This window comes from uncultured Sphingomonas sp., assembly GCF_946477935.1.
GTDB lineage: Bacteria > Pseudomonadota > Alphaproteobacteria > Sphingomonadales > Sphingomonadaceae > Sphingomonas.
Window position 1 is genome coordinate 1 of record NZ_CAMLAC010000098.1, and the last position, 12972, is coordinate 12972.

Consider the following 12972-nt stretch of genomic DNA (forward strand, 5'->3'; position numbering starts at 1 on the left):
TAGGCGGACAGGCTCTGCAGCTCCAGGCCGACATACAGGGTCAGCATGTCACCGGCCGACACCATCATGCCCATGCCCGCTGCCGACAAGAGCATCAGCACCGGGTATTCAGGCCGCAGATCCTCGCCCGAGGTGCGCTGGAAGAAGCCCGGCGCCATGATGATCGCCACCGCGGTCGCGATATAGATCAGCACCTTGGCAAAGCTGGAAAACGCGTCCGCCAGGAACAGGCCGCCAAACGCCGCGCCGCCGGTCGATGCCGGACCGGTCAGCGCCACCAGCGCCCCCGCCAGTACGAAGATCGCCGCGATCGATACCGCGCGCGTCGATCCGTTGCCGCCCCAGGCGGACACCAGCATCAGCGCGATGGCGCCGAGCGAGAGCACCAGCTCCGGCAGCACCATCGCCAGGTTCATCGAAGTATCCATCAGTGCGCCTCCCCATGCACGGGGGCATGGGCATTGTGTTCGGTTGCAGCAGCGGGCCTGCCGGCGGTCGGCTGCGAGTCGCTATGCGGCGACGCGCGTTCGATCCGGGCGAGCAGCGTCGAGACGTCCTGGCGCATCGGTGCCAGGAAGCTTTCCGGATACACGCCCATCCACAGCACCACCGCGGCGATCGGCGCCAGCAGCCACAACTCGCGGCTCGACAGGTCCGACATGCCACGCACCTCGTCCGACTTGATCTCGCCATAAGCGACGCGCCGGTAGAGGTAGAGCATGTACGCCGCACCCAGGATGATGCCCGTGGTGCAGAGCAGCGCCGTCCAGGTCGACACCTGATAGGTGCCCATCAGCGACAGGAACTCGGCAACGAAGCCGCTGGTGCCCGGCAGACCGATCGACGCCATGGTGAAGAACAGGAAGAAGATCGCATAGCGCGGCATGTTGATCGACAGGCCACCATAGCGCGCGATCTCGCGGGTATGCAGACGATCGTAGATCACGCCGACGCACAGGAACAGCGCACCCGACACCAGCCCGTGGCTCAGCATCATGATCATCGCGCCCTCGATGCCCTGCGCGTTGAACGCGTAGAGGCCGATGGTCACGATCGCCATGTGCGCGACCGACGAATAGGCGATCAGCTTCTTCATGTCGCCCTGCACCAGCGCGACGAGGCTGGTGTAGATCACCGCGATCGAGGACAGCGCGAAGATCAGCCAGGTGAGCTGGCCCGACGCGTCCGGGAACATCGGCAGCGAGAAGCGCAGGAAGCCGTAGCCGCCCAGCTTCAGCAGCACGCCCGCCAGGATCACCGACCCCGCGGTCGGCGCCTGCACGTGCGCGTCGGGCAACCAGGTATGCACCGGCCACATCGGCATCTTCACCGCGAACGAGGCGAAGAAGGCCAGCCACAACCACGTCTGCACCGAAGCCGGGAAGTCGTAGTTCTGCAGCGCCGGGATCGACGACGTGCCCGCGGTGCCCGCCATATACAGCATCGCAATGAACATCAGCAGCGAGCCGAGCAGCGTGTACAGGAAGAACTTGTACGACGCGTAGATGCGGTTCGCCCCGCCCCAGATGCCGATGATCAGGTACATCGGGATCAGGCCGGCTTCGAAGAAGACGTAGAACAGGAACAGGTCCTGCGCCGCGAAAGTGCCGATCATCAGCACTTCGGTGAACAGGAACGCCGACATGTACTCCGGCACGCGGTTCGTCACCGAACGCCAGCTCGCCCCGATGCAGATCGGCATCAGGAAGACGCTCAGCATGATCAGCATCAGCGCGAAGCCGTCAATGCCCAGCGACCAGCCGAACGGGCCGAACAGGCCGGGCGCGCTTTCGACGAACTGCCACTGCGGGCCGCCCACCTGGAAGTTGGACCACAGGACGATGCCCAGCACGAAGTCGATCAGCGTGGCGACCAGCGCGGTACGCCGCGCGGCTTCGGCACCCAGGAACAGGCAGGCGACCGCGGCAATCGCGGGCACCGCCAGCATGACGGAAAGGATCGGAAAGTCGAACATCAGCCGATCACCCCGCAATGGCCCAGGTGACCGCGGCGGTAAGCCCGATCAGCATGACGAACGCATAGGTATAAACATATCCCGTCTGGAGGTGCGCGGCCGCCCGGCTGCCGGCCTGGACGATCCAGGCCGAACCGTTGGGGCCGAAGCGGTCGATCGTCTTCTCGTCACCGCGATGCCAGAGCAGGCGGCCGAGCGCGAAGGCGGGGCGCACGAAGAGGAAATGGTAGATCTCGTCGAAATACCATTTGTTGAGCAGGAACCGGTACAGGATCCGGAACTGGTCGGCGAACTTCGCGCGGAAACCTGGCGAAACGATGTACGTCAGGAACGCGATCGCCAGACCGATCAGCATCACGACCGTCGCCGCCAGCTTCACCCAGATGGGCACGCCGTGCATCTCGTGCATCAGATGCTCGTTGAAGAACAGCGAACCCTTCCAGAAGGCACCGGCGCTTTCCGGCTCCACGAAGAAGCCCGCGAACACGAAGCCTGCCGCGATCGCCCCGATCGACAAGACGATCAGCGGAATCAGCATGACCAGCGGGCTCTCATGCGGATGATAGCCCGCCGTGCCTGTCGGCAGTTCCTCATGCGAGGGACCATGGACGTGCGGCTCATCGCCGGCATCCTCGGCATGCGCCACGTTATGATGCGCCTCATCGTGATGATGCGCGTCATGATGGTCATGCCCATGCGCATCATGCACCGCGTGCTGGATATGCTCGGACGCCGCCCAGCGCGGCTTGCCCCAGAAGGTCAGGAACATCAGGCGCCACGAGTAGAAGCTCGTCAGCAGCGCCGCGAACGTACCCACCCAGAACGCGCCCGGCGAACCGCCCGCCCAGGCGACCTCCAGGATCGCGTCCTTGGAGTGGTAGCCGGCAAAGCCGCCCACACCGTAGATGCCGACGCCGGTGATCGCCAGCGTGCCCATCATCATGCCCCAGAAGGTCACGGGGATGTGCTTACGCAGGCCACCATAATAGCGCATATCCTGCTCATGGTGCATCGCATGGATCACCGAGCCGGCGCCCAGGAACAGCAGCGCCTTGAAGAAGGCGTGCGTGAACAGGTGGAACATCGCCGCGCCGTATGCGCCGACCCCGGCTGCAAAGAACATGTAGCCAAGCTGCGAACAGGTCGAATAGGCGATGACGCGCTTGATGTCGGTCTGCACCGTGCCGACGGTCGCCGCGAACAGGCAGGTCGCGGCCCCGATGAAGGTGACAAAGGTCAGCGCCGTTGGGCTGGCCTCGAACATCGGCGACAGGCGGCACACCATGAACACGCCCGCGGTGACCATCGTCGCCGCGTGGATCAGCGCCGACACCGGGGTCGGGCCTTCCATCGCGTCCGGCAGCCAGGTGTGCAGGCCGAGCTGCGCCGACTTGCCCATCGCACCGATGAACAGCAGCAGGCAGAGCACGGTCATCGTGTCGAAGCGGTAGCCGAGGAAACCGATCGTCGAGCCGGCCATGTTCGGCGCTTCCGCCAGGATCGCCGGGATCGACACGGTGCCGAACACCAGGAACGTCCCGAAGATGCCCAGCATGAAGCCCAGATCGCCGACGCGGTTGACGACGAACGCCTTGATCGCGGCGGCATTGGCCGAAGGCTTGCGGAACCAGAAGCCGATCAGGAGGTAGGATGCGAGGCCCACGCCTTCCCAGCCGAAGAACATCTGCACCAGATTGTCCGCAGTCACGAGCATCAGCATCGCGAAGGTGAACAGGCACAGATAGGCGAAGAAGCGCGGCTGATCCGGCTCCTCGCTCATATAGCCCCAGCTATACAGGTGGACGAGCGCGGAGACGCTGGTGATCACCACCAGCATGACCGCGGTCAGCGCATCGACACGCAGCGCCCAGTCCACGCTCATGTCGCCGCTGGTGATCCAGTGCAGCACCGGCGTGACGGTCGCGACGTTCGCACCGGTCAGGAAGCCGATGAAGATCGGCCACGACAGCGCGCACGACACGAACAAAGCGCCGGTAGTGACCAGCTTGGCCGGCGTGTTGCCGAGCGCCTTGTTGCCGAGGCCCGCAATGGCGGACGCCAGCAACGGCAGGAAGACGATAAGGAGGATCAACCGTTTACCCCTTCATCCGGTTGACATCGTCGACCGCGATCGTGCCGCGGCCACGGAAATAGATCACCAGGATCGCAAGGCCGATCGCGGATTCGCCGGCGGCCACCGCCAGCACGAACATCGCGAACACCTGGCCCACCAGGTCCTGGAGATAGGCGGAAAAGGCGACGAGGTTCAGGTTCACCGCCAGCAGGATCAACTCGATCGCCATCAGGATGACGATGAGGTTCTTGCGGTTCATGAAGATGCCCAGCACCCCCATGGTGAACAGGATGGCCGCAACCACCAGATAGTGGATCAAGCCGATCACAGTTGCACCCCCTGCCCCACGGGCTGGTTGACGTTGCGCGTCGCATCCTGCGGGCGCCGGGCGATCTGGCGCGAGATGTTCTGCGGACGCGTACCACCACGCGGACGATGGGTCAGCACGATCGCACCGATCATCGAGACGAGCAGCACCAGCCCCGCGCCCTCGAAGACGAACAGATAGCGCGAATAAAGCAGGTTACCGATCGACTGGATGTTCGACACGGTTGCGTCCAGCGGCGCGACCCGGCGCGCCAGTTGGACCCCGCCTGCGCTCCAGGCGCCCAGGGCGATGATGATCTCGGCTGCCAGCGCGATCGCGAGCGCGAGGCCGATCGGCAGGTAGCGCGCAAAGCCGGCACGCATCTGCGCGACCTCGATGTCGAGCATCATGACCACGAACAGGAACAGCACCGCGACCGCGCCGACATAGACGATGACGAGCAGCATCGCGATGAACTCGGCGCCGCACAGCACCATCAGCCCGGCCGCGTTGAAGAAGGCCAGGATCAGCCACATGACCGAGTGTACCGGGTTGCGCGACGATATCGTCATCGCAGCCGACCCGATCACGACGATCGCGAAGATATAGAAGGCGATAGCCTGTATCACTGCCTGTCAGGCCCCTTATTGTGTCGCCCCGAAGCGCCGAGCATGTCGGTCGCCGTGGCCATTAACGGTACGGCGCATCGGCGGCAAGGTTCGCCGCGATGGCGCGCTCCCAACGGTCGCCGTTGTCGAGCAGCTTCGCCTTGTCGTAGATCAGTTCCTCGCGCGTCTCGGTCGCGAACTCCAGGTTCGGGCCCTCCACCACGGCGTCGACCGGGCAGGCCTCCTGACACAGACCGCAATAGATGCACTTGGTCATGTCGATGTCGTAGCGCGTCGTGCGGCGGCTGCCGTCGTCACGCGGTTCGGCCTCGATCGTGATCGCCTGCGCCGGGCACACCGCCTCGCACAGCTTGCACGCAATGCAGCGCTCTTCCCCGTTGGGATAGCGGCGCAGCGCATGTTCGCCGCGGAAGCGGGGCGAGAGCGGGTTCTTCTCGAACGGATAGTTGATCGTCGCCTTGGGCTTGAAGAAGTAGCGCAAGGTCAGCGCATGCGCCTTGACGAACTCCCACAGCGTGAAGGCCTTCACATATTGCGCAACGCTCATGCGCCCACTCCCGTCCGCACCCACATCAGGATGCCCGACACCAGAAATACCCAGAACAGCGACACCGGCAGGAACACCTTCCAGCCCAGCCGCATCAGCTGGTCATAACGATACCGCGGCACCGTCGCCTTGACCCAGCTGAAGACGAAGAAGAAGAATGCGATCTTGGCGAGCAGCCAGATGATCCCCGGAACCGCGTAAAGCGGTGCCCAGTTGATCGGCGGCAGCCACCCGCCCCAGAACAGCGTCGCGTTCAGCGCGCACATCAGGATGACGTTGGCATATTCGCCCAGCCAGAACAGCGCGAACGACATCGAGCTGTATTCCGTCTGATACCCGGCGACGAGTTCGGACTCCGCCTCGGTCAGATCGAACGGCGCGCGCTGCGTCTCGGCCAGTGCCGAGATGAAGAACATCACCGCCATCGGGAACAGCAGCGGGTTGATGAAGAAGCCGTTGATCCCGGTGTTCAGCGTGCTCTGCTGCGCCATCACGATGCCGGACAGGTTGAACGTGCCCGCCCACATCACGATCGAGATCAGGATGAAGCCGATCGCGACTTCATACGACACCATCTGCGCGGCCGCGCGCAACGCCGAGTAGAAGGGATATTTGGAGTTCGACGCCCAGCCCGACAGGATCACGCCGTACACGCCCAGCGACGACGCCGCCAGAATGTAGAGCAGCCCGACATTGATGTCGGCCAGCACCACGCCCGGTGCGAACGGCACCACCGCCCACACGATCAGCGCGGTGGTGAAGGTGATGATCGGCGCCAGCAGGAACAGGCCACGATTGGCGGCGGCCGGCACGATGGTTTCCTGCAGGAACACCTTCAGGCCGTCCGCGAACGACTGGAGCAGGCCGAATGGCCCCACCACGTTCGGGCCACGGCGCAGCGCCATCGCCGCCCAGATCTTGCGATCGGCATAGATGATCATCGCCACCGCCAGCATCAGCGGCAGCGCGATGACCAGGATGCCGATGATCGTCGCCAGGAACCAGCTCCATCCATAGGACAGGCCCAGCGTCGTGTTGAAGAACGCGGTCACTCCGCTGCCTCCGCAAATTCCTCACCATGGACCAGTTCGGCCGAGCAGCGCTGCATCGTCGGGCTCGCCCGGCAGATCGCGTTGGTGAGATAGAAGTCCTTAATCGGATAGCCCGCGATCGAGCCGGCAGCCGTCGCATCCAGCGAAGGCACCGACCAGTCGAACGTCACCAGCCCTTCCCGCGCCAGCATCGGCACCGCATCGGCCATCGCGATGCGCAAGGCCGCCAGCGTATCGAAGGGCAGCGTATGACCCAGCACCTCGGACAATGCGCGGAAGATCGTCCAGTCCTCGCGCGCGTCGCCGGGCGCAAAAACGGCCTGCTCCCCGCGCTGCACGCGACCTTCCAGGTTCACCCAGGTGCCCGACTTCTCGGCATAGGTCGCGCCGGGCAGGATCACATCGGCATGATGCGCACCCTGGTCGCCGTGGTGGCCGACAAACACCTTGAAGGTACTGCCGAACCTGGCGAAATCGACTTCGTCCGCACCAAGGAAGAACGCCAGCTTCGGCGCGGCGCTCGCCACATCCGCGATACCGCCCTTCTGCGCATAGCCGAGCATCAGCCCACCCATCCGCGCCGCCGCCATATGCACCACATTGAACCCGTTCCACCCATCGCGAACGAGGTTGAAGCGCTCGGCGAACTTCAGTGCAGCACCATGGCCGCCCTTCAAGGCTGCGCCACCGACAATCACCGCCGGCCGCTCCGCCTTGGCGAACAGGTCCGCCACCGCCTGCGGCACGTTGCTCAGCACGCCCAGATCGCTGCCCAGCCATTCGACCTTGTAGGTCATCTCGGTCTCGGGCCCGATCGCGAACACCTTGGCGCCGCGCTTGATCGCCTTGCGGATGCGCGTGTTTACCAGCGGCGCTTCCCAGCGCAGATTGGTGCCCACCAGCAGGATCGCATCCGCCTGCTCGATACCCGCAATGGTGCTGTTGAAGTTGACCGCGGCCAGGCTGGACACGTCATAGTCCATGCCGGTCTGCCGCCCTTCGAGCAGCGTCGACCCCATCTTGGCCAGCAGCGCCTTTGCCGCGAACATCGTCTCGCAATCCACCAGATCGCCCGCGATCGCGGCGACGCTGGACCCGGCATTCACCGTCTTGATCGCGGCGAACGCCTCGTCCCAGGTGGCGGCGACCAGCTTGCCGTCACGCCGGATATAGGGGCGGTCAAGACGACGACGGACCAGACCGTCAACGGCATGGCGCGTCTTGTCGGATGCCCACTCCTCGTTCACCTCGTCATTGACGCGCGGCACGGCGCGCAGCACCTGGCGCCCACGGCTGTCGAGGCGGATGTTGGTGCCCACGGCGTCCATCACGTCGATGGCAAGCGTCTTGCGAAGCTCCCACGGACGCGCCTCGAACGCATAGGGCTTGGAGGTCAGCGCACCGACCGGGCACAGATCCACGACATTGCCCGAAAGCTCGCTTGTCACCGCCTGCTCAAGATAGGAGGTGATCTGCATGTCCTCGCCGCGATAGATCGCGCCGATCTCTTCCACGCCCGCCACTTCCTCGGCGAAGCGCACGCAGCGGGTGCACTGGATGCAACGGGTCATGATCGTCTTGACGATCGGACCCATATATTTCTCGGTCACCGCCCGCTTGTTCTCGGTGTAGCGGCTATGGCCCTTGCCGTACGCGACCGACTGGTCCTGCAGGTCGCACTCGCCACCCTGATCGCAGATCGGGCAGTCGAGCGGATGGTTGATCAGCAGGAACTCCATCACGCCTTCGCGCGCGGCCTTCACCATCGGCGTGGTCGTGAAGATTTCCTGATTGTCCGCGGCCGGCAGCGCGCAGGATGCCTGCGGCTTGGGCGGCCCCGGCTTCACCTCGACCAGACACATGCGGCAATTGCCCGCGATGGACAGTCGCTCATGATAGCAGAAGCGCGGGATTTCCTTGCCCGCGATCTCGCACGCCTGAAGGACGGTGGCGCCCTGCGGCACCTCGACCTCGACGCCGTCGACTTTGACCTTTGGCATTATTCGGCAGCTTCCATCATCGGCGCAAGGTCGCCCCCACGCTCACGGATACGGCGCTCCAGTTCGGGGCGGAAATGGCGGATCAGGCCCTGGATCGGCCACGCCGCGGCATCGCCCAGCGCGCAGATCGTGTGGCCTTCCACCTGCTTGGTCACCTGGTGCAGCGTGTCGATCTCCGACACGTCGGCATCGCCGGTGCGCAAGCGTTCCATCACCCGCCACATCCAGCCGGTGCCCTCGCGGCACGGCGTGCACTGGCCGCAGCTTTCATGCTTGTAGAAATAGGACAGGCGGCTGATCGCACGCACGATGTCGGTGGACTTGTCCATGACGATCACTGCGGCCGTGCCCAGGCCCGACCCAACCGCCTTCAGCCCGTCGAAATCCATCGGCGCGTCGATGATCTCGCGTGCCGGTACCAGCGGCACCGACGATCCGCCGGGGATCACCGCCAGCAGATTGTCCCAGCCGCCACGGATGCCGCCGCAATGCTTCTCAATCAGTTCGCGGAACGAGATCGACATGGCTTCCTCGACCACGCACGGCCGATCGACATGGCCGGAGATCTGGAAGAGCTTGGTGCCCTTGTTGTTCTCGCGCCCGAAGGAGGAGAACCACTCGGCACCGCGCCGCAGGATCGTCGGCGCAACCGCGATCGACTCGACGTTGTTTACCGTCGTCGGGCAGCCATACAGGCCCGCACCCGCCGGGAAAGGCGGCTTCAGACGCGGCTGGCCCTTCTTGCCCTCCAGCGACTCCAGCATCGCGGTCTCTTCGCCGCAAATATAGGCGCCGGCGCCACGGTGGACGAACACGTCGAAGTCGTAGCCCGAGCCGCAGGCGTTCTTGCCCACGAAGCCACGGTCATAGGCCTCGGCCACCGCGGCGAACAGCGTCTCCGCCTCGCGGATATATTCGCCGCGAATATAGATGTACGCGGCCCGCGCACGCATCGCATAGCCCGCGATCAGCGCGCCCTCGATCAGCTTGTGCGGATCGTGGCGGATGATCTCGCGGTCCTTGCAGGAACCGGGCTCGGATTCGTCGGCATTGATGACCAGGAAACTGGGCCGCTCCGGCTTCGGTTCCTTGGGCATGAAGCTCCACTTCATGCCGGTCGGGAAGCCCGCGCCGCCACGTCCGCGCAGGCCCGACGCCTTGATCACGTCGATGATCGCGTCCTGCCCGCGGGCCATCAGGTCCTTGGTGTTGTCCCAGTCGCCGCGCATGATCGCGGCGTCGACGTTCCACGGCTGGTAGCCGTAGAGATTGGTGAAGATGCGGTCCTTGTCGGCAAGCATCACGCCCACTCCCCGCGATAATCATGGTTCTCGCCGACCATCGCGGTCAGCGTGGTCGGGCCGCCCACCGGCTCCACCGTGTGGCGGCCGGGCTCCTGCGTGCCCACCTTGGGGCTCTCGCCGCGCGCCAGCGCTTCCAGGATCGCGGTGGTGCGATCATAGTCCAGATCTTCGTAGTTATCGTCGTTGATCTGCACCATCGGCGCCGATGCACAATTGCCCAGGCATTCCACCTCGGTCAGCGTGAACATGCCGTCCGGCGTGGTGCGGCCCTTGATCAGCCCCTTGTTCTTGCATGCCGCCAGCACGTCGTCCGACCCGCGCAGCATGCACGGCGTCGTGCCGCACACCTGTACGTGGTAGCGGCCGACAGGCGCCAGGTTGAACATCGTGTAGAAGGTCGCGACCTCATACACGCGCATGTACGGCACGCCGATCATGCGCGCGACGAACTCGATCACGGGAACCGGCAACCAGCCCTGCGTGTTCGTCTCTTCACCCACCTGGCGCTGCGCCAGATCGAGGAACGGAATCGACGCGGACTGTTCGCGACCCTTGGGGTAGCGCGCCAGGATTTCATTCGCCTTGCGCTGGTTGTCGTCCGACCAGGCGAAATTGCCCCAGCGTGCGCGGGTCTCGGCCTCGTCGGGGATCTGCGGTGCTTCAGCCATCAGCGGTCACATTCACCAAAAACGATGTCCATCGCGCCCAGGATCGCGGTCGTGTCCGCCAGCATGTGGCCCTTGGACATGAAGTCCATCGCCTGCAGGTGGCTGAACGCGGTCGGGCGGATCTTGCAGCGGTACGGCTTGTTGGTGCCGTCGGACACCAGATACACGCCGAACTCACCCTTGGGGCTTTCCGTCGCGACGTAAACCTCACCCGCGGGCACGTGATACCCCTCGGTATAAAGCTTGAAGTGGTGGATCAGCGCTTCCATCGAGCGCTTCATCTCGCCGCGCTTGGGCGGCACCACCTTGCGGTCGCTCGCCGCGATCGGCCCTTCGGGCATGTCGTTCAGGCACTGCTTCATGATCCGCGCGGACTGGCGGACCTCCTCCACACGCACCATGAACCGATCATAACAATCGCCACGCGTGCCCACCGGCACGTCGAATTCTACCCGGTCATAGGCATCATAGGGCTGCGACTTGCGCAGGTCCCACGGAATGCCCGCGGCGCGGATCATCGGGCCGGAAAAGCCCCAGGCGATCGCATCCTCGCGGCTGACCGTCGCGATATCGACGTTGCGCTGCTTGAAGATGCGGTTGTCCGCGACCAGGCTGATCGCATCCTCGAACAGGCGCGGCAGCCGCGTGTCGAGCCATTCCGCCAGATCGGCGAGCAGCTTGACTGGCAGGTCCTGATGGACGCCGCCGACGCGGAAGTAATTGGCGTGCATGCGCGCGCCCGAGATCCGCTCATAGAAGCCCATGCAGTCTTCGCGAATCTCGAACAGCCACAGGTTCGGCGTCATCGCGCCGACGTCCATGATGTGGCTGCCCAGATTGAGCATGTGGTTCTTGATACGCGTCAGCTCGGCGCACAGCACGCGGATGTACTGCGCGCGGATCGGCACCTCCAGATCGAGCAGCTTCTCGATCGCCAGCACGAAGCTATGCTCCATGCACATCGGCGAGCAGTAATCGAGCCGGTCGAAATACGGGATCGCCTGCGCATAGGTCTTGTATTCGATCAGCTTCTCGGTGCCGCGGTGCAGCAGGCCGACATGCGGATCGATCCGCTCCACGATCTCGCCGTCCAGCTCCATCACCAGGCGGAGCACGCCGTGCGCGGCCGGATGCTGCGGACCGAAGTTGATCGTATAGTTCTGGATCGACACGTCGCCGACCGTGGGGTCGGCGCCGTCCGTCTTGTGCATCAGTTCGTCGACATAGTCGCTCACTGGTTCTGTCCTCCGCCCTTGGCCGTCGGCACATCCGACTCCTCGGGCTTATGCTCGGGCTTGTTGCCCGGATGCGGCTGACCCGCACCCGTCTGCGCCGGGCTTTCGGTGGTCTTGGTGTCGCGGCCCTTGGGCTCGGCATTGGGTGCCGGGGCCGCATCCGCCTTCTTCACCGCCTCGGCATTTGCCGGGGTTTGCGCACCCTTGGCCTGCGGCTGGGCGCCCTTCTCGTCACCCGGCAGCACATATTCGGCGCCTTCCCACGGGCTCATGAAGTCGAAGGTACGGAAATCCTGCGCCAGACTGACCGGCTCATACACGACCCGCTTCTCCTCCTCGGAGTAACGAACCTCGGTATACCCCGTCAGCGGGAAATCCTTGCGCAGCGGGTGACCGCGAAAGCCATAGTCGGTCAGGATGCGGCGCAGGTCGGCATTGCCCTCGAACAGCACGCCATACAGGTCGTACACCTCGCGCTCCAGCCAGCCGGCGACCGGCCACAGCCCCGTCACCGACGGCACCGGCTTGGCGTCGTCGGTCGAGACATGGACGTGCAGGCGGTGATTGCGCGTCAGCGACAACAGGCAATACACGACCTCGAAACGCTCGGCGCGCTCCGGATAGTCGACGCCGGCGATCTCCATGAGCTGCTGATATTCCAGCCCGCGCGTATCGCGCAGCGCCGCCAGCGCGTTGACCACGTTCACGCGGTCGACGATCAGCGCGACCTCGCCCGCATGATCGCGCGCGTCGAGCAGCCACGGCCCGAGCGCCGCACGCGCCGCATCGATCACGCCGTCATTCGACGCGAAACGGGGAGCAGGCGCCCTCACCGTTCGATGCTCCCGGAACGACGGATCTTCCGCTGCAACTGCATGATGCCATAGAGCAGCGCCTCGGCGGTCGGCGGGCATCCGGGGACATAGATGTCCACCGGCACCACGCGGTCACAGCCACGCACCACCGAATAGCTGTAATGGTAATAGCCACCGCCATTGGCGCAGCTACCCATCGAGATGACGTATTTCGGCTCCGACATCTGGTCGTAGACCCGGCGGAGCGCCGGCGCCATCTTGTTGCACAGCGTGCCGGCCACGATCATCACGTCCGACTGACGCGGCGACGCGCGCGGCGCCGCGCCGAAACGCTCCAGATCGTAGCGCGGCATGTTGACGTGGATC

12 protein-coding genes and 1 pseudogene are annotated in these 12972 nt (G+C 64.6%); all 13 read right to left on the minus strand.

Features of this window, described 5'->3' with window-relative positions; all coding sequences use genetic code 11:
• A pseudogene (locus tag Q0U08_RS11480) lies at positions 1-428 on the minus strand (NADH-quinone oxidoreductase subunit N); the annotation flags it as partial.
• Positions 428-1975: an NADH-quinone oxidoreductase subunit M gene (locus Q0U08_RS11485; RefSeq protein WP_298091558.1), complete on the minus strand. Its 1548-nt coding sequence runs from the start codon at positions 1973-1975 to the stop codon at positions 428-430. The pseudogene Q0U08_RS11480 and the gene Q0U08_RS11485, both read right to left, overlap by 1 nt.
• Before the next feature lie 7 nt (positions 1976-1982).
• Entirely contained in the window at positions 1983-4067 is a 2085-nt protein-coding gene (gene nuoL, locus Q0U08_RS11490; protein WP_298091559.1) for an NADH-quinone oxidoreductase subunit L, read from the minus strand.
• A gap of 4 nt (positions 4068-4071) precedes the next feature.
• Entirely contained in the window at positions 4072-4377 is a 306-nt protein-coding gene (gene nuoK, locus Q0U08_RS11495; protein ID WP_112382808.1) for an NADH-quinone oxidoreductase subunit NuoK, read from the minus strand.
• Positions 4374-4985, minus strand: coding sequence for an NADH-quinone oxidoreductase subunit J (locus Q0U08_RS11500; RefSeq protein WP_298091560.1), 612 nt, complete (start codon positions 4983-4985; stop codon positions 4374-4376). The genes nuoK and Q0U08_RS11500 overlap by 4 nt, the downstream gene beginning before the upstream one ends.
• A 61-nt stretch (positions 4986-5046) precedes the next feature.
• Positions 5047-5532, minus strand: coding sequence for an NADH-quinone oxidoreductase subunit NuoI (gene nuoI, locus Q0U08_RS11505; protein ID WP_112382806.1), 486 nt, complete (start codon positions 5530-5532; stop codon positions 5047-5049).
• Positions 5529-6584 carry an NADH-quinone oxidoreductase subunit NuoH gene (gene nuoH, locus Q0U08_RS11510; protein ID WP_298091561.1) on the minus strand — a complete coding sequence of 352 codons (1056 nt, stop codon included), beginning with the start codon at positions 6582-6584 and terminating at the stop codon, positions 5529-5531. The genes nuoI and nuoH overlap by 4 nt, the downstream gene beginning before the upstream one ends.
• Positions 6581-8584 carry an NADH-quinone oxidoreductase subunit NuoG gene (gene nuoG / locus Q0U08_RS11515; protein WP_298091562.1) on the minus strand — a complete coding sequence of 668 codons (2004 nt, stop codon included), beginning with the start codon at positions 8582-8584 and terminating at the stop codon, positions 6581-6583. Before nuoG ends, nuoH begins: the two co-directional genes overlap by 4 nt.
• The gene (gene nuoF / locus Q0U08_RS11520) at positions 8584-9885 is read right to left on the minus strand and encodes an NADH-quinone oxidoreductase subunit NuoF (RefSeq protein ID WP_298091563.1); all 1302 of its coding nucleotides are present in this window, start codon (positions 9883-9885) and stop codon (positions 8584-8586) included. The genes nuoG and nuoF overlap by 1 nt, the downstream gene beginning before the upstream one ends.
• Entirely contained in the window at positions 9885-10556 is a 672-nt protein-coding gene (locus Q0U08_RS11525) for an NAD(P)H-dependent oxidoreductase subunit E (protein WP_298091564.1), read from the minus strand. Before Q0U08_RS11525 ends, nuoF begins: the two co-directional genes overlap by 1 nt.
• Positions 10556-11791, minus strand: coding sequence for an NADH-quinone oxidoreductase subunit D (locus tag Q0U08_RS11530; protein ID WP_298091565.1), 1236 nt, complete (start codon positions 11789-11791; stop codon positions 10556-10558). Before Q0U08_RS11530 ends, Q0U08_RS11525 begins: the two co-directional genes overlap by 1 nt.
• A complete protein-coding gene (locus Q0U08_RS11535; RefSeq protein WP_298091566.1) occupies positions 11788-12624 on the minus strand; it encodes an NADH-quinone oxidoreductase subunit C in 837 nt (278 codons plus the stop codon). The genes Q0U08_RS11530 and Q0U08_RS11535 overlap by 4 nt, the downstream gene beginning before the upstream one ends.
• Positions 12621-12972 (minus strand): NADH-quinone oxidoreductase subunit NuoB (gene nuoB / locus Q0U08_RS11540; protein WP_298091567.1); only part of this gene is annotated, 352 nt, incomplete at its 5' end. The genes Q0U08_RS11535 and nuoB, both read right to left, overlap by 4 nt.

Bases quoted from the DNA above. Each gene is read 5' to 3' on its own strand.
- Q0U08_RS11485 (WP_298091558.1), bottom strand. From the start codon at position 1,975: ATGTTCGACTTTCCGATCCTTTCCGTCATGCTGGCGGTGCCCGCGATT.
- nuoF (WP_298091563.1), bottom strand. From the start codon at position 9,885: ATGCTTGCCGACAAGGACCGCATCTTCACCAATCTCTACGGCTACCAG.
- Q0U08_RS11525 (WP_298091564.1), bottom strand. From the start codon at position 10,556: ATGGCTGAAGCACCGCAGATCCCCGACGAGGCCGAGACCCGCGCACGC.
- nuoG (WP_298091562.1), bottom strand. From the start codon at position 8,584: ATGCCAAAGGTCAAAGTCGACGGCGTCGAGGTCGAGGTGCCGCAGGGC.
- nuoI (WP_112382806.1), bottom strand. From the start codon at position 5,532: ATGAGCGTTGCGCAATATGTGAAGGCCTTCACGCTGTGGGAGTTCGTC.